The sequence below is a fragment of the Paenibacillus sp. FSL H3-0469 genome (genome assembly GCF_038051945.1).
In the GTDB taxonomy this organism is placed as follows: Bacteria; Bacillota; Bacilli; order Paenibacillales; family Paenibacillaceae; genus Paenibacillus_AQ.
Window position 1 is genome coordinate 7744814 of sequence record NZ_CP150302.1, and the last position, 24351, is coordinate 7769164.

Below are 24351 nucleotides of genomic sequence, written 5' to 3' on the forward strand. Positions count from 1 at the left end.
AATATGGAATATTCAAATTTGTTATAAATGGAGAGGAGTATGATCGAATGAAGAAGAAGATGACTGCTGCACTGACTGCATTTGCCGTACTTGGAGGAATGGGCACGGGCGTGTATGCCGGAGCCAACCTGCAGGAGATCAAGGCTTTCCTGAATCCAAGCATCAAATTCAAGATGAACGGCCAGCCCGTACAGCTTAAGAATGGCAGCGGTGCGGTGATTGCCCCAATTTCCTATAAGGACACAACGTATCTGCCGGTCCGTTCCGTATCTGACCTGCTTGGCGTCACTGTCAAGTTCGATGCTGCAACTAACACCATTTCTCTTGGAGAGCAGACGGCAGGTGTGCCGATTGCTACAGGCTTTGACAATATGTATCATACCAAAGACCCGGGCAAGACTGTATACAAGGACAAGGACTACAAGGATGTATTCTTCGATGACGCCAGCAGCGACCGCGGAAGTTCCTTCATGCTGGAGCCTAACAAAAAGTATCAGAAGCTCTATCTTCAGATCGCCGCAATTGGCGGGGAGATCAAAGACTTCACGATTCAAGACGCGGACACCAACACTGTGCTGAAGAAGCAGACCATTGACCCGGCCAGCGGGCTCACGACCATCGAAGTGGATATTGCCGGAGTCAGCAGCTTGTATCTCACCGGCGATGTGAAGAAGGGAACCTCGGTCTTCGTTCCGCTTACGACATCTTATTATAAATAATTTCTGAACTTATAAATTATTCGATTCACCCGGGAGCCTTGGTTTCCGGGCTTCTTTTTGTCTACATTTGTTGTTTGGAGGAATGTGAAAAGGGGTATTATCCGGTAAGCCATTGAATCTAACTGGCGATGTTAAAGTTCCATGAAATCATGAGGAGTGAGAAGATGTACACCAAAAAACTAATAATGTCCTTATCCTTGACCTTGTCCCTGCTGGTCCTGAGTGCGTGCAGTAATTCAGCGAATGCGCCGTCCGCTGAGCCGTCCCAGGAATCCACACCGACAGCCGAAGCGGTGCAGACCCCTGCGGCGTCAACAGAGCCGGAGCAGACACCAGCAGCAACGGATGAACCGGAGCAGACGCCCGCACCATCGGCAGAGCCGGAACAGACGCCTGAACAGTCGGACGCTGGAGGCGGTACTGCTTCCGGCAGCGTAGACATTCCGAAAGAGCTTCCAGAGGATTTTCCGATGCCGGATAATATAACAGAGACTGTGCTGTCCACAACGTCTAAGAACGAAGGCAAAACATCGGTGATGCTGGTTTATAGAACGTCCGATAGTATGGAAGCTGTAACGAAGCTCTATGATGATTATCTGTCTGCCCAAATGGGGGACCAGTCTGTGAAGACCATTGATGCCAAGAATCTAATTATTCAGGGTATGACCAAAGACAACAAACACAGCTGGTCAGTTATTGGCGGTCCGCTTACTTCCCAGGAGGGAATCGTGGAGATTAACATCATCTGGTCCGAAATTTAATTCGAATAGCCAAGCTGTTATATACAGAAGAACATCCGTTGAGACTCGATTCAGAGCATTCAGCGGGTGTTTTTTTGCCTTGAGTAAAAAGTGTCGAATTTTGTAATTAAGTAGTATACGTCTGGTGCGGCGTGGATATATAATTAATCTTGTAAACGAAAATTAGTCAGGCGGTGTTTTGGTTTGTCGTGGGAACCTGTAGGCTTTATGTTTTTTTCAACTATAGAGACGCTTGCGCTCTATTATCTGATTATGTCGCTCTTTCGATTCAAATGGAGATGGTACATATGGCAGGCCCTATTCGTCATTTTGCTGAACAACCTCCAGAGCTATCTATTACGCAATGAACTGGGCATGTCAAATGTCGCACCACTCGTATTAATCCTGATCTTTATCTTATTCTTTGCAGCGGTAGTGAGGATGCCTCTAATCTTGTCCATTATTGCAACGATATCAGGATTTGCTATTTTTGCAGGGATTCAGACGTTGATTCTTTGGAGTGTCTTCGGCTCCGTTTCGAATATCGACAATAAGGCGAACGGGTATTTTCTGCAGGTTGCGACCGCTGCTATTGTCTTTGGAGTATTCGGCTACCTATACCGCAAAGGCAAAGGCTTCACCTTCGATCTGGATAAACTCCGCTTCAAAATAGAGGATATCTTGCTGTCCGTGCTGATTTGTGCATTTGTAATAGTAGTATCTCTCCTGCTCTATTACAATGATATTTTGTTAAATGCACTGATTTTTTTGGTTATGTCTGTCTTCCTTCTATACTATTCCACCCGGAAGGAGATGGAAGATGCTTGAATTCATGTCCGGCAAGCTTGCACTGCGCATCAAACGTATAGTTCCCGAGCATCCGGCATCTGCTACGGTCCTGAAGTTTGCTATTGCGGTCATCCTTAATGCGTTATTTATTATTGGGCTGACACTGGTGTTGTCCCTTCTGACGGGCAGGACAAAGGAGACTATTCAGATTTTGATCTCCTTTGCCTTATTGCGTCAGGTATCCGGCGGGTTGCATCTGAAATCGGGAATGGCCTGTGTCTTGTTTACAGCAACTTTGTTCACGTTCTTGTCCTTCATTAAAGCAGGAGATACAATGATTCTGCTTATGAATGGAATCAGTCTATTGATTGTACTGTGGCTGGCCCCTATCGGAATCGAACGCCAGACCCGGATTCCCAGACAGCACTGGCCTAAGCTCAAAGTCATAGCAGTAATGCTTGTTATGGCCAATGTGGTGGCAGGTTCACCGGTGATTGCTGCCAGTTTTTTGGCTCAATCGATCAGTCTGCTTATTGCTAGAAGGGGGGTGAGAACTGAGAATGAAGGGGTTACAGGCTCTACGACGCACAGTAGTGTATAAACTTGCATCCGGTTTGTCTGCCTTCGCTGCCCTTATCGTGTTGGTTACAGCAAGTGTATTTTACATTAACCAACCCGAGGTTCCTGAAGAGTTACTTAAATAACATTGGAGTTGATCCCTTTGAGCACGATATCTGTTACTAGAGACACAGAGGGAAACACTGGTGTATTCTCACTCGATATTGAAAAAATAACTTTTATGGAATTTGAACGGACTATCTATCGGATCATTGTCCATACGTACGATCAGACCTTTTATACAGTAGGTACGCTGAAATATTGGCTTAATACCCTGGCCAGTTCAGGATATAATTTCGTTCTAGCAGATAGAAACACGTTAATTCAGGTTTCTAACATTATCCAGTTGGATAAGACGTTTCATATTGCTTATTTTGGGGAAGACCACAAAGGAGTCGAGCAAAAGTGTTTTCTGTCAGAGAAGGGCTATAAAGAAATTCTCAAATACGTAAAGACATCCGCATCGGATATTCAATTAGTGGAGCTGCCCCAGTGGTAGCTTTATTTTTTATGAAGGCTTGTATATAAAATAAGGCTGACCCTGCGCTGTTCATTCTGAAGCGCCTGGGGCCAGCCTTTGTTCAGATTATCCTAATCTGCAGCTAATTTAGAATACATACACAGGTCAATGAAGGTTCCGTTGGACCGCTCACTCTGTCTCATTGTTCCTTCCAGCGAGAAGTTTAATTTCTGCAATACTTTAATAGAATTGATATTAGCAGGCTGAGCCTTTGCTTCTATTCTATTGAAGCCCAGTGTATCAAACGCATAATCTATTAGCGCACGAAGGGCTTCAGGCACATAACCTCTTCCCCAGAACTCGCGGCTAAGGTCATAACCGATCTCTGTCTTCGCATTGTCATAGTCCAGCATATTGTAACCGCATGAGCCGATAATCCGGCCGGATTCTGCTTCAATGATAGAATAGCGGATCGCCTGATTCTCATCGGCTAACTTACCAAGCAGCTCAATCATTTCTACGGCCTGACTCTCATCTGTGAAGCTGCTGATATTCATGAAGCGGGTGACTTCAGGATCAGACCAGATCGCGAAAAGGCTGGCTGAATCGGCGGTACTCATTTGTCTTAACACTAATCGCTCGGTACGTAATTCAGTAATCATCAAAGTGTTACCTCCATGAAGTATATATGGTATTGGTGAGGTACAACTATTGATATCTGCGCATAGTTCAGTCCTTTCCGTGTGTAAGCTGACTCTATTATATAGAATGCACGGGAGAAAGTTAAATATCTGGTGTGCGATCCTGACGGCGGTGTTCAAAAGACGCTGACAGTAACGACCTGATTGCTGTAAATTCGTAACCGTCATTATTAGAGGTTGTGTGAGCTTGTGCTCATGCAGTCTTTTTTATGTTTCTTATTCCTCCAAGCATGGTAAGGTTTAGGTAAAAACATCCGGGAGGGCATGATGAGAAAAACGGTACTGGTAATGTTGTTCTTGTTCGTATTGACGGCTTGTGCGGATTCCAAAGACGGGGTAACCACCAAAGACTTAGCCATCCAAAAGGTGAACGATCATAAAGCCATGGTTGAGTATGGTATGAGCCGCGCGGAAGCAGAAGAGGTATTGGGCAAAGGAGAAGATAAGGATATTGCGAATTCAATCATGTACAGCTCTGGCGTAAGAATTATGTACCGTGAGGATAAAGTGGCAGGTATTACTCTGGCGGAGGAATCGAAAGATACGTATGAAACCACTGGCGGTTTTAAAATTGGCATGTCTAAGGATGACTTCAAACAAATCTATGGCGATCAGTATCTGACGGATATGGAGCGCAACCTGGATTATGCTTACGATTCCATCAACAAGCGGTATTTGCATGATAAAGAATGGGCAGCGAAAGCTGAAGATGATACGAAAATATATGTAATTTCAGGCCTGTTCAACGGTAAGGGTGAAGCGGACGGCGTGGTATTGGTGGATAAGCGAATGGCGATAACTTACAGGTGAATGGGAGGGCTGAATATAAAACTGGGCTTGTATGTTTCATAGATCTTTGAAGGGAGAAACAATTTATTCTGGACATTAAAGCCAAGACGGCTGAGGGCAAACGGATCAACATCGAAATGCAACTATTCAATCCATATAATATGGAGAAGCGGACACTTTTCTACTGGAGTGAGATGTATTACCACCAAATTCAAAAAGGCGACGATTACATTCAATTGAAGAAGTGTGTAACGATCAATATTTTGAACTATTCCTGTCTTCCTAATAACCGCCATCATAATATCTTTCGCCTTCGGGAAGATCACACCGGGATTCCACTGAACAATGATCTGGAAATTCATGTAATAGAATTAACAAAGCTCGAGGAGCAGGCCGTCCCATTAACTGGTGGTCTGATCAACTGGTTATTATTTCTGAAGGGTGTTGAGCAACCAAACTGGGAGGTGCTGACCATGAATGAACCGATGTTGAAAAAAGCAATGGATACGCTGGAGTTCCTGAGTCAGGATGCCGCTACAAGGATGGAGTATGAAGCCCGGATGAAGTATTTGCGGGATGAGGCGTCTCGGATGAACGGGGCTAAGGCAGAATAAAACTGTTGCAATGATAACAACGAAAAACGAAGCCGATCATATGATCGGCTTCGTTTCTTTAAGGCTATCCATATATAGGACGGATGGGGTTCGAACCCATGACCCCTACCCTGTCAAGATAGTGCTCTCCCGCTGAGCTACCGTCCTGCAACGAAATTTATAATAACACAGGACGTAAGGGAATGGCAAGAGATTTTTAAATATGCTATAGATGATCAGTTAAGCATGACCCTTCCATACCACCGCAGTGACAAAAACCCACGACACCCCATCCATAGTATATTACAATAATGGCGCTTGTCTGGAAGTTCCTTAACCAACATAAAAGGTGGAATTCTATCATGATCGTAACATTGCATGAAGCGGAGTGCCCTGGGGGGAGTCTCAAATATGTAGTGATTTTTATGAAGCAAGGGAAGGATTGGGTTCTGGTACGGCACCGTGAGCGGTCCACGTGGGAATTTGCCGGCGGGCATATTGAGGCGGGTGAGAGTCCCGGGGAAGCTGCGGTAAGAGAACTCTACGAAGAGACAGGCGCTGAAGATTATGAACTGCATCCGCTATGCATCTATTCGGTCAGAAGTGATGAGCTGGCAGAGAGCTACGGGATGTTGTATTATGCAGATGTCAAAAGGTTCGGAACTTTGCCCCCGTACGAAATGGCGGAGCTTCGAAGCTTCAGCGAGCTGCCGCAGGCTGTGACCTACCCGGGGATCTACCCCACGCTATATGCGAGAGTATGTGAATATGTGAAGCATCTGTGAATCAATCTTAATCGTATTTCTGGTAGAATAGACACTCGATTGGCTGAAAGGAGGCCCAGCTCATGAGCAATGAGATTACGAGGTTTAAGCGTCTTGGCGACTACCTGAGATCACGCCGGGACCGCCTGCAGCCAGAAGCTGCAGGGATCAAGGAAACGAACAGTCAGCGCAGAACACCAGGTCTGCGGCGGGAGGAGGTTGCGGTTCTGGCCGGTCTCAGCAGCACTTATTATACATGGCTGGAGCAGGGCAGGGAGGTTACCGCCTCCAGAGAGGTCATGGAGAGTCTCAGTCAGGCGCTGCGGTTGTCGGCAGATGAGCGCAAGCATCTGTTTGAGCTATGGAATCCCGGCTTGCCGGATACACTTGCTTCTATAGATACGGTCAGTCCGGAGCTGAGTCCGCAGTGGCGGGATATTATCCGGCAATTGACTTATCCGTCTTTTATTACGAATGAGCGGTCTGAGGTACTGGCCTGGAATGATAAAGCGAGTGAAGTGCTTAGTGATTTCGGAGGTCTGTCTGCTTCTGAGCGCATTATGATGCGTCTTCTGTTCCTGGATCTGGAGCTGCGCTGCCGGATGCTGAACTGGGAGGAGTTCGCCCTACATTCAGTAGGTGTGTACAGAACCTATTATGACTTGAACCTGCATGATCCTTGGCACAAGGAGATGGTCGATCAGCTCTTGGAGGACAGTGCGGATTTCGCCGAGATGTGGAAACAGCACAATATTCAGGGGAAAAGAGTCAACCGTGTGGTCATAGAGAGTCTGGGTACAAGTGAGCCTGTAGTCTACGACATCAATTCGATGGCCAATCTGGCGGATCACCCGGGACTGCATATTTGTATCTATACGCCTGTTATAACGTAGCAGACGATTCTCGGGGGACATACGCCCTACGTTTCCTCCGCTCCCTGGTAATGATCTTACTAGCATGAACGTACTGTGGCTGCTCCACGGCAGGACGGTTAGAATAAGGACATGTTCGTAAGATCTATTACAGGGACAAGAGGGAGGCAACCATATGCATACAAGAACACTCGGGAACGAAGGGCTGAGCGTATCGGCTCTGGGACTCGGAACGATGATGATGCCGGATAATGAAGAGTCTGTACGAACCATTCATGGCGCGCTTGATCTGGGCGTAACTCTGCTGGACACAGCGGATATCTATGGAGCCTTCGAGCAGCAGCGCTTCGGCGGCAATGAACGGCTTCTCGGGCGGGCGCTTAAGGGCCGGAGAGATCAGGCTGTGATTGCGACCAAATTCGGCATTACACATACTCAGGGACCCAAGGGAGACCCGGCCTATATCAAAAAATCCGTAGATGCCAGCCTCTATCAACTAGGCACAGATTATATCGATCTGTACTATCAGCACCGTCCTGATCCGAACACCCCTATTGAGGAAACCGCCGGTACCCTGGCTGACCTTGTCAAGGAAGGAAAGATCCGTTATATCGGCTTATCCGAGGCTTCGCCTGAACTGATCCGCCGGGCACATGCGGTGCATCCGTTGACCGCCCTGCAGACAGAGTATTCACTCTGGAGCCGGGAGGTGGAGGATGAGATTCTGCCGCTGGTCAAGGAGCTGGGCATCGGCTTCGTTCCTTATAGCCCGCTGGGCCGCGGTTTTCTGACTGGACAGATCAAGAGCTTCGATGATCTGCCGGAGGATGATTACCGCCGGCATTACCCGCGGTTCCAGGGAGAGAACTTCACCCGGAATCTGGAAGTCGTCTCGCTGATCGGGCAGATGGCAGCCGAGAAAGGCTACGCTCCGGCACAGCTTGCCCTGGCCTGGCTTCTTGCACAAGGAGAGCGGATTGTACCGATTCCCGGTACGAAGCGGCTGGAGCGGTTACAAGAGAACCTCGGAGCGCTTCAGGTTACCTTGACGGCGGAGGATCTCGCAAGGATTGAGCGGATATCCCCGCAAGGGATTGCAGCCGGAGCACGTTACCCCGGCCAGAACTAAGTTATCACACAGAGCAGACAGCTACTGTGTATCCATCCATATTTTTCCTTGAGCGTTCTTGCCTGCGCTGCTTGCTTTAGCGGGCGGTATGCGGGAAAGAACGCTTTTTTAACCCATCCCCATCCGCTCCAGCTCCTCTTCTATCCGCTGCACCTCTATCCGCTCAAACAGTAATTCAAGCTCCAATATAGGCCGCCCTGCAAGAATGGATACCGGGTGCCATACGGGCTGTTCTATGGACAAGAAACCTCTAATCTTCCCGCAGGAGAAAGGAATGAACGGGTTCAGCAGGTTTGCCAGGTTGGCAATAATCTGAACACAGGTGTACAGCGTGTTGCCCCCTGCCGCAGGATCATGCTTGATCTGGAGCCACGGCTGCTGTTCATCAAAATACTTGTTGGCCTGGCGGACGTGCGAGAAGATGAATTCCAGGGCTTCTTTGAAGTGTCCTGCTTCAATCAGCCTTCCTGCTTCCCTATACAGGTGATCCAGACTGCTCACCCATGCTTCGTCTAAGACTCCATCTGGAACTTTGCCATTCCAGAATTTATTCACGAACACGAGGCTGCGGTTGACAAAATTGCCGAACGCGCCCAGCAGCTCGCTGTTATGGCTATAGATGAACTCTCTCCAGGAGAAGTCGGCATCCCGCTTCTCGGGACCGTTCGCGGTCAGGAAGTAACGGACCGAGTCCGGGTCATACCGGCTGAGAATATCCGGCACCCAGACCGCCCAGTTGCGGCTGGTGGAGAATTTCTGCCCTTCCAGGGTTAAATATTCAGAAGAGAAGATCCGGTCCGGCAGATGCAGTTCCTCAGCTCCGAGCAGGAGAGCGGGCCAGATCAGGCTGTGAAAAGGAATATTGTCCTTCCCATGCACATAGTAGGCGGTTATAGGCGGCTGCTCATCGTAATCTTGTGCGGACGCTATAGACCAGAAATCCTCCCACCGGTTGCCTGTCTCCGCCGCCCACTGCTTGCTGGCGGACAGATAGCCGCTGACCGCTTCGATCCAGACATAGATTTTCTTGTCTGCGAAGCCGGGAATGGGCACATCCACGCCCCAGTCCAGATCGCGTGTTGCTGCGCGGTCCTGCAGGCCTTCCTGCAGATATCTGCGAGTTAGACGGACAGCATTATCTCTCCAGCCCTGCGCGGAATCAGCATATTCTGTGAGTGCTTGCTGGAAGCTGGACAGCGACAGGTAGTAATGCTGAGTAGAGCGCAGCACCGGCGTAGAGCCGCAGAGGGCGCATGTGCGCTCCAGCAGATCCACCGGATCGAGAATCGTGGAACAGTAATCGCATTGGTCCCCCCGGGCCTGCTGTCCGCATACCGGGCAGAGACCATGGACATAACGGTCCGGCAAGAAGCGCTGGTCTTGCTCACAATAGCACTGGAGACTGGGTTTCTGGTACAGATACCCGTTGTCCAGCAGCTTAACGAACAGCTCCTGTACTGTGCTGTGGTGATGGGTCTGATCGGTCCGGGTATACAAGTCATAAGTGAAGCCTAAGGTGCGGAAGCAATCGGCGAACTCCTCATGATACCGGCTGGCGAATTCACCTGGCGTTACACCCTCCTGCGCTGCCTGTACAGCAACGGGGGTGCCGTGGCAGTCACTGCCGGATACATACAGTACAGCGTCACCTTTGGCACGGTGGTAGCGGGCCAGAATATCTCCCGGAAGAATGCTGGCGAGTCTGCCCAGATGCAGGGAGCCGTTGGCATAAGGCCAAGCCCCTCCGATAAAAATGTTAGCCATCTTTCTCTCCTCCTCAAATTCATTGAACGCAAAAAAGGCACTCATCCCCTAAAGGGACGAGAGCCTATGCTCACGTGTTACCACCCAAATTCATCAATGCCTCGCGGCATCCACCTCTTCAGGTACGTCCGCAGAAAAAAAGCGGGTATACCCTAGCATGGTAACGGATGCGGGTTCCGGCGCAGCCTACGTCCCGTTCATGCCGGGATTCGGTGCGCAGCTCTGAGACCATATTCCCGAGGGTTTTCTTTGCTCCTTTTCACCAGCCGGAGCTCTCTGTGGAAGAATTGCCAGGGTACTCTTTCTCTTCGCAGCTATTGTGGTTATCCTAATTACTGGATATCATATATGCAGGCCGGGAGATTTGTCAACATCATAAGTCTATTTGCAATCCACCGTACTCCTGTGCGACAGTAGAGAGACACAGAGGTCAAAAGGAGATTGAGACTATTGCAGGAAAACAAACAGGAGAAAAAAAGCTCAGGCGCATGGGGATGGCTGGGCAGCGGGGCGGTATTGCTTCTGCTTAAGGGAAAAGCCATTATCTCTCTGCTCAAGCTGGGTAAAATCGCAGGTCCGCTGATCTCCATGATGGTATCGATCTGGGCTTATGCACTGATCTCACCATGGCAGTTCGCTGTGGGCTTCGTGGCGTTATTATTCGTTCATGAGATCGGCCATGTTATCGCTGCCAAACGGATCGGATTGCCGGTAAGTGCACCACTGTTCATTCCTTTTATGGGCGCACTGATTACGATGAAGAAGCAGCCGCTGGATGCCAGAGAGGAAGCGTATGTCGCTTTTGGCGGCCCAATATTGGGGAGTATCGGTGCTCTGATTGTTTTTGGAGCAGCCTATTATTATCATAGCCCCTTGTTATATTCACTGGCCTACATCGGCTTCTTCCTTAATCTGATTAACCTGCTGCCGATCCATCCGCTGGACGGGGGGAGAATTGCCACGGCAGTTACCCGCTGGTTATGGCTGGTAGGGCTCATTGGAGGATTAGCTGTAATCATCTATCTGAAATCTATCCTGTTCGGCATCATCTGGGTAATGTTCGCCTATGATATGTATAAGAAGTACATCAGCCGGCGTACGAAGAATCAGATGCATACGGTGCTCAAAAGCTTCCTGATCCCCATCGGGGATCTGCAGGAGCAAGGGTATCTGATCCCCGGCCCTGAGCATAAACGGGAGCTGCCGTTCACCACCTACAGTGATTTGAACCGTCAGCAGTTCGTCGGGGTACGCTGGGATAACCTGGATTATTATGGAACGGCGACCCTGCCGGTACAATCGCTAATCGGAAAAGTCAAAGTCGTGCAGCTCGATCAGCTGTATGTGGACGCCAGCCTCCACATGAAGATGACCTGTGAGATCAGCTTCACAGTATATGACAATGATAAGTACTATGATGTGCCGGCTGCTTCCCGCTGGAGATATGGGGCTGCGTATTTTGTCCTTGCCGGAGTTCTCGGGGGGATGATGTATCTTGTCCATGTGGTTGGCAATGTAAATCTGTAAAGCTTCGTTTATGAACCTCCCGATTCGTCAAAGCTGTAAAGAGCCGAGAAGGATGAGGGGGTAATAACAATGCGCATGGCCAGAGTATGTCTATTATGGATGGGAGCATGTCTCCTTCTGGGAACCGCCGGATGTGCGTCAGGCAAGGAGATTCCTGAATATACGGATGTTCACAGCATGACCGGACTAGACGGAAGTCTGAATTCACGGGATAGCCTGACCTCGCCGGTTCTGCGGGATGTGTATGACCGCTCGATTCCCGAGGAGGTCTATGACACTCCCTGAAATCAGTGTCCGGCGGTTCCCTGCCCGCTGGCCTTCCCCGGAAACTCTCAGGCTCTATACAGGATATTAATAATTCTGTATAATGCTCCATATTGATTGGACCTATAGAGAGGAGTCAGGGAGATGGCAGTGGAAATCGTACATGTTACTACAGAGGAGCAGCTTCAAATGGCGCTGGAGATCCGCAAGAAGGTATTTGTGGAAGAACAGAAGGTGCCGGTAGAAGAGGAGATCGATGAATATGATGTCATCAGTGAGCATGTGCATCATTTCCTGCTCATGGAGGGCGGACAGCCGGCTGCAACCGGCCGGATGATCTATTATAAAGCGGACACCGCCAAGATGCAGCGGATTGCCGTTCAGGAGGCCTTCCGCGCTAAGGGATGCGGACGTATCCTGCTGCTGGCTATGGAAGAACGCGCACGTGAGCTGGGTCTGCAGGCATCCATTCTGGATGCCCAGTGTCAAGCAGAACCCTTTTACCGCAAGCTTGGCTACGAAGTGATCTCCAAGGAGCCTTTCTATGATGCGGGGATTCTGCATGTCAGAATGAGTAAGGCCCTGTAATCTGCCGGGTACATACTCTTTCGCTGCGATGGACAAGCTAGAATCGGGCCAGGACAGCTGGCTAATTCTAGTGCGAAGGAGACGATCCTAAGTGATGAATCAAGAACGGGAACGCTTTATTGCCGCCAAACGTAACGGTGACGGGGACCTGACCGGGTTCCAGACCTCCTCCGGACGCGTGCTGGATTATCAGCAGGCACTTCAGGAGGTGCAGTCCGGCAGCATCGCAGGCGTCAATGTATTTAAAGGCAAAGATGGTGAAATGTATATCCGCGGCGATGCAGACGGAGATCCTACGAATAATCTGGATCAGCTTCCGCAATTTTAGCCGGGCATAGATAACAGGGGGAACGGCCGGACAGGCGTCTTACAGGCGCTGAAGTCCGGCCTTTTCTATGTCCAGAGGAGACAGCAGCTTCTCCAATAATGCTGCGTTAACGTCTGCTGCACATGCCGAAACCGGTTGCTGAAGGGCTTGGTTTTCTTTTCTTCTGCAAAAAGAAATAAATCCCTGAATTCTGCGCAACTTGTCGTTGGCTTAGCAGTATACATTAACAGCATGAATTATTTGGAGGGGCTTTACAATGAGATGGAGAAAAATTGCTCTGTGCACGGTTGTGTTTTTCATGATGGGAAGCTCCTATTTGTTCGCGGACGCTGTGAACCAGAGGATCAAAGTATGGAGCAATGGAAAGGAAATAGCCGACGGCGGCTATTTGATTGACGGCAAGACCTATATTCCCGCCAGGGAGGCCGGGGGTATCGTCAGCTGGGACGGCTCAGGCAGAGTGACGATCCTCAAGCCGAATGTTCATATCGTACTGTTCAAAGGCGACACGGTATTCGGCAATGTCAACACAGGCAAGCTGAAGATGAAGATTCTGACACAGGTGGACAGCCTGAAGGACAGCATCGCTGCCGTGAAGGTGGCGATCACCGATCCTGCCGGGAATGTGAAGGATATTCTCGAGGATGCCGTCGGCTCCAAGAATGAGGATTTCTGGTTCTCCACACCGGAGTTCACCTATGATTTCAAGGAACCGGGCAAATATAGTGTAGGCTTCTTCATGAAGGCGTCCAAGAACGGAGAGTACATTCTTGTGTCCGAGAAGGTAGTTACGGCTTCATCCAAGAATTAAGTCCCTCCTGCAAATTGACCTGTCCTTATCTTACGTGTTACGATACCAAATGTAGGATAATTCAATTAAAGTGAGGTATTACAATGAGCGATCACAAACATGAGCATGGCCATGAACATGGTGAAGCATGCGGTTGCGGACATGATCACGACCATGAGCACGAGGAGTTTGTGCTGACCTTGACGAACGAGCAGGGCGAAGATGTAGAAATGGTACTGGTGGAAACGTTCGACGTAGGCGAGAAGTTGTACGCCCTGCTGCTTGAGCGCGAGAACCCGGAAGCAGACGGAATCATCCTTCGTATGGAAGAAGAAGACGAGGAAATGGTTCTGTACAACATTGAAGATGAAGCTGAATGGAAAGCTGTTGAAGAAGCTTATAACGAGCTGCTTGCCCAGCAAGAATAGATTTCAGGCATTCATGCAAAACCCCGATACTCTATACGTATCGGGGTTTTGCATGTCGCACTGCTATGGGACAAGCCTTAGGAGATCGGCTCTGCTTCAACAATGACTTTTATATTGGTAATGCTGCGGTCCTCGGGTCCTTTGACAGGTAATCCGATTTCTACATGGTCGATGATATAGTCGATATTATCCTGGGTAATAACTTCTCCAGGGAGAAGAATAGGAATACCCGGCGGATAGACGTAGATGAACTCTGCAATGATGTAACCGGCAGACTCCCGGAAGGGAATCAGCTGCGTATCCGCGTAGAAGGCATCTCTCGGGATCAGGGCCAGCTGCGGGATATTCGGTACCTGTACCTTAAGCTCATAGATCTCACCCTTGCTGTAATGGATCGCTGAGAGCACCTGCAGCGCAGCTAGCAGCTTATCTACAGATTCTTTAGTATCACCAGGGGTAATCAGGCAAAGAATATTATACATGTCGCTGAGTTCAACTTCGATATTATACTTCTGCCGGAGCCAATTCTCGGTCTCATAACCGGTAATGCCCAGGTGGCGTACATGAATGTTCAGCTTTGTCGGATCATGATCGAAGGTAGCTTCTGTTCCGAGAATTTCTTTGCCGAAGCTGTACAGCCCCTCAATCTCATTAATTGAATTACGGGCATAGGTCGACAGTGCAATGGTTCTCGCCGCCATCTCATGTCCGTTCAGGGCAAGGTTGCGTCTACTGGTATCCAGAGAGGCAAGCAGAATATATGAGGTTGAAGTGGTGGTCAGCATGCTGAGAATGGTCTGTACCCGTTGTGGGTTGACAAGACCCGTCTTGGCATTGAGGTTCAGTACCGAGCTCTGCGTCATGGAGCCGCCCAGCTTATGCACGCTGGTTGCTGCCAGGTCTGCACCGGCCTGCATGGCCGATACCGGTAAGTCCTCATGAAAATGAATCAGTACTCCATGTGCCTCGTCCACAAGTACGGGAACCCCGTAACTATGGGCCAGGTCGACAATCGAACGGAGGTCGGCGCATACGCCGAAATACGTCGGATTGATAACGAGGACACCCTTGGCATCCGGATGGCGCCTTAAAGCCCGCTCAAGCGAGCTGGTGGTTATGCCGTGGTCTATCCCAAGATTCTCATCCTGTACAGGAGAGACGAAAATAGGCTTGGCTCCGGAGAAAATAATGGCCGACATCACTGATTTGTGAATATTGCGCGGCACAATAATTTTGTCTCCTTCTGAGCAGACAGAGAGGATCATAGTCATGATGGCATTGCTCGTGCCCTGTACACTGAAATACGTGTAATCGGCGCCGAAAGCCTCTGCAGCCAGCTTCTGAGCTTCAAGAATAACCCCGGTGGGCTGATGAAGATCATCAAGCGGTGCAATATTGATCAAATCTATGGATAGAGCGTTATCGCCGATAAACTCACGGAATTCGGCATCGGTCCCGAGCCCCTTCTTATGTCCCGGAATATGGAATTGAACTGGATTTCCGGCGGCATGCTTTTTGAGAGCAGTGAAGAGGGGAGTAGCTTGTTGATTCATTTAATGCTGTCACAACCTTTCGCGAAGAGTGGTTTTTTGATTTCGCTGAAGCAAAAGGTGTCCCCGGAGGGACGGAATCCCCATTTCTACTTGAGCAAGCATCAGTATAACAAATCAATCAACATAATACTAGGATGTGATGAAATGTCTGGCAAAGCAGCGGAACGTATGCATATCAGTTTAGCCTCACCGTTCATATTAGAAATGTGGATCATTATTTTCCTGGTCGAATTCGTCAAAGGATCGCTGCTGGTAGCCCTGCTGCCGGTCTATATGGAGAATATTCTGGGTCTCTCCGTAACGGTGGTCGGGTTCGCCTTCGCGCTGCAGTATCTCGGGGATAACCTGTTCCGCAGCCCGTTCGGCTGGGTGATGGAGCGGATCGGCTACCGCTGGACGATGACAGGGGCGCTACTGCTGCTTGTGGTGGCTGTCGGGCTGATTATCTATGCCAAAGATGCCGTAAGCTTGTCCATCGCCTGTCTGATTCTGGGGATCGGCACCTCGCCGCTGTGGCCTTGTACGATGACAGGCATCACCGAGCTGGCGGACTCTACCCGGAGCGGCAGCAGCGGTGCAGCCATGGGGGCGGTGGAGATGGCGTCACTGGCCGGAACCGGCGTCGGTCCGATTATCGTCAACTTCATGATGGATCATGGCGGACATGGCTACCGGACGGTCTTCCTGGTGCTGATGGGCTTCGCTGCCGCCGTTGTAGCCGTGGCGCTGTTCCTGCCTTCGAAGATTGGCGGGCATGCGCCGCGCGCTGTCCGCGAGATGTCGGCAGAGGGGCCGCCGGTACCGCGTAAGCCGGTAAGACCCTTGCAGAGTCTGAAGCGGACCTGGAAGCAGGTGACCTCCTCTCTGAAGGTAAGCCGCCTGCTGTTTCCTGCCTTGTTCTTGCAGGCATTTGCGATTGGGCTTATGACGCCGGTGGTTACCCTGTTCGCACGCTCGGAGCTGCATGTCACCCCCAACCAGTTCAGCCTGCTGCTGATTGCCGGGGGAGGAATTACCGTGCTGACACTTATACCCGCCGGGAAGCTGGTCGATAAGGTTGGCACCTCCATCTTCCTCAATATCGGCTTCCTGCTGGCAGCCTGCTCCATGGCCTTCTTCTCACAGGTCCGCTGGCTTCCGCTGGCCTTCGTGGCGGTAGCTCTGGTCGGGATCAGCTATGCGCTGATTCTTCCGGCGTGGAACGCCTTCCTGGCCAAGCAGGTGCCGGAGGGGGAACGCGGGACCGTCTGGGGGCTCTTCCTGACGCTGCAGGGATCAGGAATGGTTGCTGGTCCGGTGGTGTCAGGCAAGCTGTGGGATACGGTCAGCCATGGTGCTCCTTTTCTGGCCAGCGCGGGAGTAATGGTTGTATTATTCGGCCTGCATCTGCTGATCGTCCACCGGACGAAGCTGAAGCACGGCAGGGCGCACTAACAAGAGCGGGCACAGGGGATTGAACCCGGTACAACAATGCAATAAGCCGCAGACCGCCTGAAAAAGAGGAGGAATGCGGCTTTACTGCTGTTTTTGCGTATAAATGGCTGGTCCATAACATCTAAAGCGGGTACCAGCGTTTGGAAAAGGCCGAAAACGGGTAAAAATAGTCAATAAACCAAGTTACCGCTACATAATATGAAGTATAAAATAAGTGTAAGCCACACAAAGAACCAAGGTGCAAGCGGAGGTCCGGCAGTCTGTTCTACTCTTAGGTTAGGCCATGAAGCTGACGATGCTTAAATCAAGCAGTTAGGGGGGAGTGCCGTGAACAAAAACGATGAAGTGGAGTACTGCAATCTGGAGCTGCGGTTTGACAGACAACATATCCAGGATCTAATCAAGGACTTGATCAAGGAAGGTTATTCCCTGTACTGGAGTGAGAACGAGAGTGTTTTTCTTATTTCGGTGCGCACCGGCCGCAAGCTTGTGAAGCTGCGCTTCCAGCGGATTAAGGACGGCTTCAAGCTGGTGGGAGACTACATGATCCGTGATGCGCGCCTGTCAGAATGGATGGAGAAGCTGATTGGGGATATGAGAGGTCATGCCGTTGTCAAGCGCTTCCGTGACCGTCAGATCATTATAGAGAATATTTTATTCGGTGAAGTTATCCGTCTGGTGGAGATTTCCGGTTATCAGCAGCGGGTGCTGTACCAGAAGGGGCCGCTTTTGTCCGATCAGGAGCTGACGAAGCTGTTCTACTCCATAGAGGGCGAAGAGCGAATCCGCGACCGCAGGCTTGCCGTGGATGAACAGCTCGACTTGCTGAATGAAGCTATGCGTGAGTGCGATGCAGACGCGGTGGCGGCCAGCACAGCTAGGCTTGAGCAATTGACCAGGGAGCTTGCAGCGCTGGAGTGGTAGGGAGCGAAGTGAATACATGCGGTTAAGGGCATCCCATCGCGGGGTGTCCTTTTATTGAGCCTTTCTTGAGGACGGGGGTTCACTTCTGTGCACAAAACCGTTAAAATAGTCATTGTGAGCAATTTCCCTGATGGATCGAAGTTTGTCAATGAAATTGATCTCTCTTTCGCAGGCAGAACTTTGCTGTCTCTGACAAAGGGTGGTATTCTTATACTGCGAGAAATGAATTTCACAAAAATACAGGGTGCAAAGGGTGGAGAACCAGATGTCAAAACAACAAATCGGCGTTATTGGCTTGGCGGTAATGGGCAAAAATTTGGCTCTTAACATCGAGAGCAAAGGCTTCAGCGTATCCGTGTTTAACCGTTCCCCGGAGAAGACACATGATCTGGTCGCAGAAGCAGCAGGCAAGAATCTGGTGGGTACGTTCTCCGTTGAAGAGTTCGTAGGGTCGCTGGAAGTACCGCGCAAGATTCTGATCATGGTTCAGGCAGGCCAGGCTACGGATGCCACCATTGAGCAGCTTCTGCCGTTCTTGGATCAAGGCGATATCATCATCGATGGCGGTAACGCTTATTTCCCTGACACAGTACGCCGCAGCAAATATCTTGAAGACAAAGGCTTCCGCTTCGTCGGCACCGGCGTGTCCGGCGGTGAAGAAGGCGCGCTCAAGGGCCCTTCCATTATGCCAGGCGGTCAGGAAAGCGCGTATAAGCTGGTTGAACCTATCCTTACGGCGATTTCAGCCCACGTGGGCGGAGAGCCTTGCTGTACATATATCGGGCCGGACGGTGCAGGACACTATGTGAAAATGGTGCATAACGGTATCGAGTACGGTGACATGCAGCTGATTGGCGAAGCGTACCACCTGCTCAAGGACGTCCTGGGTCTGGATGCCAAGGAACTGCACAGCACCTTCGCAGAATGGAATAATGGCGAGCTCGACAGCTATTTGATCGAGATTACGAAGGATATCTTCGCCCAGTATGACGAAGAGACCGGCAAGCCGATGGTGGACGTCATCCTTGATGCTGCCGGACAAAAGGGTACCGGCAAGTGGACAAGCCAAAGCTCGCTGGATCTCGGCGTGCCGCTGTCCATGATTACCGAATCCGTCTTCTCCCGCTTCCTGTCTGCCATGAAGGAAGAGCGCGTTGAAGCCAGCAAGGTACTGAGCGGTCCTGCTGTGGCTCCTTTCGACGGCGACAAAGCCGAATTCATCGAGAACGTGCGCAAAGCATTGTTCGCCAGCAAGATCGTATCGTATGCCCAGGGCTTCGCACAGCTGCGTGTGGCTTCTGACGAATACGGCTGGAATCTGAAATACGGCGAGCTGGCCAAAATCTGGCGCGGCGGCTGTATCATCCGTTCCCGGTTCCTGCAGAACATCACAGATGCTTATGAGAACAACGCAGAGCTGAAGAACCTTCTGCTTGATCCGTTCTTCAAGGATGTCATGGACAACTACCAGTCGGCATGGCGCAAGGTTATCGCTTCGGCTGTAACGCTGGGTATTCCGGTTCCGGGATTCTCCAGCGCCCTTGCATACTACGACAGCTACCGTACAGAACGTCTTCCGGCGAACCTGCTGCAGGCGCAGCGCGATTACTTCGGCGCTCACACCTTCAAGCGTGTGGACAAAGAAGGCGTGTTCCACCACAACTGGCTGGCTGAGTAACAGGCAGCGTTTAGCTTAATGCTCAGGAACCCGAGATGCTTTCCGCTTCATGCGGAGGGCTTTCGGGTTTTTTGCATCTATGAGGCACAGCCATGGCAGGCACAGCCCGCTTCAAAATGAAGGCTGCCGGCATTGTGCAAACTTTTCACCCTGTGTTATGATATGACAAATGTCGCGGCTTGGAGGTTGTTATGGACGATCGAAATATCATTCTCGTCGGGATGATGGCTACGGGGAAGTCTACAGTAGGCGCCATTCTGGCCGAGGAGCTTGACTATGAACTGGTTGATCTGGATGCAGTGATTACCGGAAGAGAGGGCCGCAGTATTGCGGATATCTTCGCAGATGGCGGAGAGCAGGCGTTCAGGCGCATTGAATCAGCGGTGCTTCAGGAAATGTTGCAGGGAGAGCGCAAAGTGATCTCTACAGGCGGAGGGGCGGTGCTTGCGCCAGGGAATGCAGAAGTCATGCTGGAGCATGGATTTGTTGTGGCTCTTACAGCCTCGGAGGATACCATTATTGAACGGGTCAGCGGGGATGAGAACCGGCCGCTGCTCGCCGGCAATGCGGCAAACCGGGTCCGTTCCATTATGGAACAGCGCAGGGAAGCTTACCGTTTCGCGCATTGCACGGTCGATACAACGGAACTGAACGTGGCTGAGGTCTCGCAATACATTTTACTGCGTTACCGCGCTTGAGCTTTTATGTGTGTTGGTGCTTAGGGATCAGGATGGGGCTTATTCCGCCCCGGTATCTTCCCACTCGATCATGCCGCCGCTCAGGTTAGAGCCTTGAATGCCAAATTGCTGCAGATATTCACAGACCCGCTGACTGCGGCTGCCGGAACGGCAAATGAAAATGATCTCAGTGTCTGACGGAAGCTTGTCCGTCTGCTGCGGGATCTGGCCCATCGGGATATGCTGTGCACCTGGAATCATGCCGAAGGCAACCTCATCCTCTTCACGGACATCGATCAGTACAAGCTCTTCGCCGGCAGCGAGCCGCTTACGCAGCTCCTGCGGTGTAATTTGCGGAATTTCATTCATGGTAGTACCCTCTTTTCTGCCCGAATGGGAATGGATTCTCTTCACGCAATGATAACACAACTGCGGATTACCCTGTCAAACAGGACCGTACATACAGACTATATATGATGAAGGAGCGCTTATACTATGGACGTTATTGTTAGGCCTACGCCGACGCTGCAAGGAGAATTCGGAGCCCTGTCCTCCAAAAACTACACCACGCGCTACCTGCTGGTAGCCGCTCTCTCTGAAGGAGTCAGCACGATCTACCATCCTGCCCACAGCGAGGACAGCGACGCGATCCGCAGATGTATCGCCGATCTCGGTGCAGTCCTGACCGAAGATGATGAGAAAATCATAGTGCAGGGATTCGGACGCCATCCCCGTGACATCAAGGAGCTGAATGTCGGGAATGCCGGTGCTGTTCTCCGCTTCCTGATGGCGGTGGCAGCACTTAGCCCGGAGGTTACCTTCGTAAATACGTATCCCGATTCTCTCGGCAAACGGCCGCATGACGACCTGATTCTGGCACTGGGCCAGCTCGGCGTTGAAGTAGAGCATAATAACGGAAGGCTGCCGATTACGATCCGCGGCGGCAAGCCGCAGGGCGGACGCATTACCGTCTCCGGCGCTGTCAGCTCGCAGTATCTTAGCGCACTCCTATTCCTGACCCCGCTGCTTGAAGAAGACAGTGAGATCATCGTGCTGGATGATCTGAAATCCAAGGTGGTCATCGGCCAGACGCTGGAGGTGCTGGAGCAGGCCGGGATCATCGTACATGCGGCGGATGATTATATGTCCTTCAAGGTGCCTGGACGCCAGAACTATGCAGCCAAGACCTATACGGTGCAAGGCGATTATCCGGGATCAGCCGCAGTGCTTGCGGCCGCAGCGGTGACGAAGTCGGATGTGACTATTCACCGGCTGGCTGAGAGAAGCAAGCAGGGGGAGCGGGCCATTGTCGATGTGCTGCAGATGATGGAGGTGCCGCTCACCCATGAGAACGGAACAGTGCATGTGCAGGGGAACGGCATTCTGAAGGCAGTCGAATTCGACGGCGATGCGGCAACCGATGCGGTGCTGGCAATGGTGGCTGCGGCGGTTTTTGCCGAAGGGACCTCACGCTTCTATAATGTGGAGAATCTGCGCTACAAGGAATGCGACCGCATCACGGACTACCTGGCAGAGCTGACCCGGGCCGGTGCGAAGGTCGAGGAACGCCGGGACGAGATTATCGTGCATGGCACACCTGAAGGCGTGGAAGGCGGCGTAACCATTAATGCCCACTATGACCACCGTGTGATTATGGCGCTTACTGTAGTGGGCCTGCGTGCCCGCCAGCCGCTGCTGATTAAGGATGCCCATCATGTGGCGAAGTCTTATCCGCAGTATTTCGATCATCTGCGCTTGCTGGGTGCGGATGTGGAATGGGTGAAGTGAGCATTCTAGGTTCTTTAAGCATCACACCTCTTGCTCCGGAAGATATCCCTTCCGTATCGAAGCTGTTCAAGGTGACGATCGCCGACGCCTTCGAACGGGAAGGATTGGGGCACCTGCAGGAAGACATCCGGCAGGAGACCGCAGCCAAGATACAGATGGCCAATGCTGCGCTGAATCCGCAGGATACGGATGTGTATTTCTGGCTGGCCAGAAGCGGCGGAGTGGTTATCGGCACGGTTTCTTATGCACCTTGCGGAGAGGACATACGGAACTGCACCGATAACCGCCTATCGGCTGTCGGTGAGCTGGGAAGCTTGTATGTCCTGCCTGAATTTCAAGGGCAGGGTGTAGGCTCAGCTTTAATTGAGGAGGTCACGGTCTTTCTCAGAAAGCGGGGGATTTCCGAATTCTGCCTGGACAGCGGATATAAGCGGGCGCAGGACAGATGGCTGCGGAAATTCGGAACGCCCCATGCAGCAGTGCAGGATTATTGGGGGCCGGATTCCATTCATATGGTATGGCTGTGCAGCTTGGGGCACCCAGAGGATTCGTAGATCCAGATATAAATGAACAGGTTACGTAAGGCTGACGGGAATTTGGAACTTCTGGTGCGGCGCTGTATGATATAGGTGTTGCTGAAAATGACAGAACCGTGGCTGAAGCGGCAAGCAGTGCTGCGGAGGGCATGGACGAAATCAGACGGAAGGGGAAATACACACATGAGCTTTGAGAACCCTAGCAGGGAAGAGATCGGCGAGATACTGGCTGCGGCAGGCAATATCGCTGTTGTTGGCCTATCCGACAAAACAGACCGCACCTCATATATGGTTGCAGGGGCTATGCAGAGCCGGGGTTACCGGATCATTCCGGTCAACCCGTCTGTGGACGGGGAGATCATGGGCGAGAAATGCTACCATACGCTGGCGGAGATTCCGGAGCCGGTGGATATTGTGAATGTGTTCCGCCGCAGTGAATACTGCGCGGCTGTTGCGCAGGAGGCTGCTGATATCGGCGCACGTGTGCTTTGGCTGCAGCAAGGGATCATTAGTCAAGAGGCGGCGGACATTGCCGCTGCCAATCATATGATCGCGATCATGGACCGCTGCATTAAGGTGGAGGAAGCGATTACGATGAAGGGCCGGAGCCGGGGATAAGACGATTCACATGTATGATCAGGTGTGCAGATGCCGGATATACTTGTAGGTCAAAGCTATCCAGATTTAATTTTTCCAAATGTCCCTCAGACCTGGTTGCAGTATTCTTGATTGGTTTTCGCTAACAATTATTGAAATGATTTACACAGACGAAGAACGTCCTTTACTCCATTAACAAGGGGAGAAGGGCGTTTTTTGCATTTTTCGGGAGGGGGAAGATAGATATGGAATTTGAAATGGCACACAGCAGCTTTATGGAGGCACATACGAATGAAAGAACGGGTGAACGGAGAGGGAGGCTGCTGCGCGGACATAACTATGCGGAGAAGCTGTTTCTGCAGAATGTATGGTGGCCGCTATTCGAGTCACTGGAGCATCTGCACCCTGAATATGAGGTGTACGACTGGAACCGGAAGTCGCAGTTTCTGGATTTTGCTTTTCTGCCGCAGAACGGAACCCGCTTTGGCATCGAATGTGACGGTTATCAGAGCCATATCAAGGATATGGACCGGGAAAAATTCAACTATGCGCTGAACCGGGACACCTTCCTGACCGGGATGGGCTGGAAGATGCTGCACTTCTCGTTCGACGATATTCAGCAGCGTCCCGAAGTGTGCCGGATGCTGCTGCAGCTGGCGCTGGCACCGTTTTTGGCGCGGAGTAGAGTGGCCGGAGCACAACTGTTGTCTGGAGAAAAAGACGTATTACGTTTAGCCTGGCAGATTGGAAGCCCCCTTCGTCCTAAGGATGTAACGGATTATTTCGAGATTAACTTTAGAACGGCACACAAACTGCTCAGCGCTCTGAGCGAGAAAGGACTGCTCCAGCCTGTCGCTGGCGGAAGAGGGGTAAGATCCTATGAACTGAGGCCAATGCATCAGGATCAGAGTTGGTGAGGAGACGGAACATCATTGTTTAAAAGGCATTGAATAGTCGCAGCCGCACCAGTGTGAATGTATTTTGTACATTAGAATTTAGTCAAAACCCGCGATTTCGAGCTTCTGTTGCATTTTATACAGTAGAATTTTGATTTATGGTTGGTTATGATGTAATTCTGAGAATTCTAATGTACGAAATACAATAGATCGTGGATATGAGTGGAATTTCGGCCAATCTGTTGTACAAAATACATTCACCGCTCTATTGGTAGGCTGTCTGTGCTCATGCTACACTTTAGCGGGTGCGAAGGGTGCGAAGGGTGCGAAGGGTGCGAAGGGTGCGAAGGGTGCGAAGGGTGCGAAGGGTGCGAAGGGTGCGAAGGGTGCTGACGGTGCCGTCTT

General features: G+C 51.0%; 28 protein-coding genes, 1 tRNA gene, 1 pseudogene and 1 other annotated feature. Of the genes and pseudogenes, 25 read left to right on the forward strand and 5 right to left on the reverse strand.

Going from position 1 to position 24351, the window contains the following annotated elements; all coding sequences use genetic code 11:
• Positions 1-47: 47 nt before the first annotated feature.
• The 6 genes from NSS83_RS33535 to NSS83_RS33560 all read left to right on the forward strand — a co-directional run bounded on the left by NSS83_RS33535 (position 48) and on the right by NSS83_RS33560 (position 3365).
• On the forward strand, positions 48-719 hold the full coding sequence (locus NSS83_RS33535) for a stalk domain-containing protein (RefSeq protein ID WP_341186329.1): 672 nt from the start codon (positions 48-50) through the stop codon (positions 717-719).
• A 164-nt stretch (positions 720-883) separates the two neighbouring features.
• A complete protein-coding gene (locus NSS83_RS33540) occupies positions 884-1480 on the forward strand; it encodes a hypothetical protein (protein ID WP_341347443.1) in 597 nt (198 codons plus the stop codon).
• A 432-nt stretch (positions 1481-1912) separates the two neighbouring features.
• Entirely contained in the window at positions 1913-2287 is a 375-nt protein-coding gene (locus tag NSS83_RS33545) for a hypothetical protein (protein WP_341186327.1), read from the forward strand.
• A complete protein-coding gene (locus tag NSS83_RS33550; protein WP_341186326.1) occupies positions 2280-2849 on the forward strand; it encodes an accessory gene regulator B family protein in 570 nt (189 codons plus the stop codon). Before NSS83_RS33545 ends, NSS83_RS33550 begins: the two co-directional genes overlap by 8 nt.
• A complete protein-coding gene (locus NSS83_RS33555) occupies positions 2809-2952 on the forward strand; it encodes a cyclic lactone autoinducer peptide (RefSeq protein ID WP_341186325.1) in 144 nt (47 codons plus the stop codon). Before NSS83_RS33550 ends, NSS83_RS33555 begins: the two co-directional genes overlap by 41 nt.
• A gap of 17 nt (positions 2953-2969) precedes the next feature.
• A complete protein-coding gene (locus NSS83_RS33560; RefSeq protein WP_341186324.1) occupies positions 2970-3365 on the forward strand; it encodes a LytTR family transcriptional regulator DNA-binding domain-containing protein in 396 nt (131 codons plus the stop codon).
• 92 nt (positions 3366-3457) lie between these two features.
• On the opposite strand, the gene NSS83_RS33565 is transcribed toward NSS83_RS33560, so the two are convergent.
• On the reverse strand, positions 3458-3988 hold the full coding sequence (locus NSS83_RS33565; protein ID WP_341186323.1) for a GNAT family protein: 531 nt from the start codon (positions 3986-3988) through the stop codon (positions 3458-3460).
• A 303-nt stretch (positions 3989-4291) separates the two neighbouring features.
• Between NSS83_RS33565 and NSS83_RS33570 the strand changes: the two genes are divergently transcribed.
• Positions 4292-4837, forward strand: a complete 546-nt coding sequence (locus tag NSS83_RS33570) for a hypothetical protein (protein ID WP_341347444.1) — start codon at positions 4292-4294, stop codon at positions 4835-4837.
• 65 nt (positions 4838-4902) lie between these two features.
• Positions 4903-5427 (forward strand): annotated as a pseudogene (locus NSS83_RS33575) (Rpn family recombination-promoting nuclease/putative transposase); the annotation flags it as partial.
• A 78-nt stretch (positions 5428-5505) separates the two neighbouring features.
• Here the strand turns inward: NSS83_RS33575 and NSS83_RS33580 are convergent.
• Positions 5506-5577, reverse strand: a tRNA-Val gene (locus NSS83_RS33580).
• Between the two features lie 194 nt (positions 5578-5771).
• Here NSS83_RS33580 and NSS83_RS33585 point away from each other — a divergent pair.
• The 3 genes from NSS83_RS33585 to NSS83_RS33595 all read left to right on the forward strand — a co-directional run bounded on the left by NSS83_RS33585 (position 5772) and on the right by NSS83_RS33595 (position 8174).
• Positions 5772-6194, forward strand: a complete 423-nt coding sequence (locus NSS83_RS33585; RefSeq protein ID WP_341186321.1) for an NUDIX domain-containing protein — start codon at positions 5772-5774, stop codon at positions 6192-6194.
• Positions 6195-6256: 62 nt separating this feature from the next.
• Positions 6257-7066 carry a helix-turn-helix transcriptional regulator gene (locus NSS83_RS33590; RefSeq protein WP_341186320.1) on the forward strand — a complete coding sequence of 270 codons (810 nt, stop codon included), beginning with the start codon at positions 6257-6259 and terminating at the stop codon, positions 7064-7066.
• A 154-nt stretch (positions 7067-7220) separates the two neighbouring features.
• Positions 7221-8174, forward strand: coding sequence for an aldo/keto reductase (locus NSS83_RS33595; RefSeq protein WP_341347445.1), 954 nt, complete (start codon positions 7221-7223; stop codon positions 8172-8174).
• A gap of 108 nt (positions 8175-8282) precedes the next feature.
• Here the strand turns inward: NSS83_RS33595 and metG are convergent, their stop codons facing one another.
• Positions 8283-9938, reverse strand: a complete 1656-nt coding sequence (metG, locus tag NSS83_RS33600) for a methionine--tRNA ligase (RefSeq protein ID WP_341347446.1) — start codon at positions 9936-9938, stop codon at positions 8283-8285.
• Between the two features lie 49 nt (positions 9939-9987).
• Positions 9988-10259, reverse strand: a binding site (T-box leader).
• Positions 10260-10388: 129 nt separating this feature from the next.
• Between metG and NSS83_RS33605 the strand changes: the two genes are divergently transcribed.
• The 6 genes from NSS83_RS33605 (at position 10389) to NSS83_RS33630 (ending at position 13863) form a co-directional block, all read left to right on the forward strand.
• Positions 10389-11465, forward strand: coding sequence for a site-2 protease family protein (locus tag NSS83_RS33605; RefSeq protein WP_341347447.1), 1077 nt, complete (start codon positions 10389-10391; stop codon positions 11463-11465).
• Between the two features lie 69 nt (positions 11466-11534).
• Complete coding sequence (locus tag NSS83_RS33610) at positions 11535-11750, forward strand: hypothetical protein (RefSeq protein WP_341347448.1); 216 nt, start codon at positions 11535-11537, stop codon at positions 11748-11750.
• A gap of 123 nt (positions 11751-11873) precedes the next feature.
• Positions 11874-12317 (forward strand): GNAT family N-acetyltransferase, encoded by a 444-nt coding sequence (locus tag NSS83_RS33615; protein ID WP_341186315.1) that lies wholly within the window; start codon positions 11874-11876, stop codon positions 12315-12317.
• Positions 12318-12408: 91 nt separating this feature from the next.
• Positions 12409-12645, forward strand: a complete 237-nt coding sequence (locus tag NSS83_RS33620) for a DUF3892 domain-containing protein (RefSeq protein WP_036695032.1) — start codon at positions 12409-12411, stop codon at positions 12643-12645.
• A gap of 256 nt (positions 12646-12901) precedes the next feature.
• Complete coding sequence (locus NSS83_RS33625; RefSeq protein ID WP_341186314.1) at positions 12902-13456, forward strand: copper amine oxidase; 555 nt, start codon at positions 12902-12904, stop codon at positions 13454-13456.
• Positions 13457-13539: 83 nt separating this feature from the next.
• Entirely contained in the window at positions 13540-13863 is a 324-nt protein-coding gene (locus tag NSS83_RS33630) for a DUF1292 domain-containing protein (protein ID WP_019911532.1), read from the forward strand.
• A 77-nt stretch (positions 13864-13940) separates the two neighbouring features.
• On the opposite strand, the gene NSS83_RS33635 is transcribed toward NSS83_RS33630, so the two are convergent.
• On the reverse strand, positions 13941-15416 hold the full coding sequence (locus tag NSS83_RS33635; RefSeq protein WP_341021098.1) for an aminotransferase class I/II-fold pyridoxal phosphate-dependent enzyme: 1476 nt from the start codon (positions 15414-15416) through the stop codon (positions 13941-13943).
• Between the two features lie 144 nt (positions 15417-15560).
• Here NSS83_RS33635 and NSS83_RS33640 point away from each other — a divergent pair, with 144 nt between their 5' ends.
• The 4 genes from NSS83_RS33640 (at position 15561) to NSS83_RS33655 (ending at position 20150) form a co-directional block, all read left to right on the forward strand.
• On the forward strand, positions 15561-16850 hold the full coding sequence (locus NSS83_RS33640) for an MFS transporter (protein WP_341347449.1): 1290 nt from the start codon (positions 15561-15563) through the stop codon (positions 16848-16850).
• A gap of 327 nt (positions 16851-17177) precedes the next feature.
• Positions 17178-17774: a hypothetical protein gene (locus NSS83_RS33645; protein ID WP_341186312.1), complete on the forward strand. Its 597-nt coding sequence runs from the start codon at positions 17178-17180 to the stop codon at positions 17772-17774.
• A gap of 265 nt (positions 17775-18039) precedes the next feature.
• Complete coding sequence (gndA, locus tag NSS83_RS33650; RefSeq protein WP_341186311.1) at positions 18040-19452, forward strand: NADP-dependent phosphogluconate dehydrogenase; 1413 nt, start codon at positions 18040-18042, stop codon at positions 19450-19452.
• A gap of 191 nt (positions 19453-19643) precedes the next feature.
• A complete protein-coding gene (locus NSS83_RS33655) occupies positions 19644-20150 on the forward strand; it encodes a shikimate kinase (RefSeq protein ID WP_341186310.1) in 507 nt (168 codons plus the stop codon).
• A gap of 39 nt (positions 20151-20189) precedes the next feature.
• Here NSS83_RS33655 and NSS83_RS33660 read toward each other — a convergent pair whose 3' ends face one another.
• A complete protein-coding gene (locus NSS83_RS33660) occupies positions 20190-20498 on the reverse strand; it encodes a rhodanese-like domain-containing protein (protein WP_341186309.1) in 309 nt (102 codons plus the stop codon).
• A gap of 126 nt (positions 20499-20624) precedes the next feature.
• Here NSS83_RS33660 and aroA point away from each other — a divergent pair, with 126 nt between their 5' ends.
• The 4 genes from aroA (at position 20625) to NSS83_RS33680 (ending at position 23967) form a co-directional block, all read left to right on the forward strand.
• Complete coding sequence (gene aroA / locus NSS83_RS33665; protein WP_341186308.1) at positions 20625-21917, forward strand: 3-phosphoshikimate 1-carboxyvinyltransferase; 1293 nt, start codon at positions 20625-20627, stop codon at positions 21915-21917.
• Complete coding sequence (locus NSS83_RS33670) at positions 21905-22471, forward strand: GNAT family N-acetyltransferase (RefSeq protein WP_341186307.1); 567 nt, start codon at positions 21905-21907, stop codon at positions 22469-22471. The genes aroA and NSS83_RS33670 overlap by 13 nt, the downstream gene beginning before the upstream one ends.
• A gap of 165 nt (positions 22472-22636) precedes the next feature.
• A complete protein-coding gene (locus NSS83_RS33675; protein WP_341186306.1) occupies positions 22637-23071 on the forward strand; it encodes a CoA-binding protein in 435 nt (144 codons plus the stop codon).
• Between the two features lie 224 nt (positions 23072-23295).
• Positions 23296-23967: a hypothetical protein gene (locus tag NSS83_RS33680; RefSeq protein ID WP_341347450.1), complete on the forward strand. Its 672-nt coding sequence runs from the start codon at positions 23296-23298 to the stop codon at positions 23965-23967.
• Positions 23968-24351 lie beyond the last annotated feature (384 nt).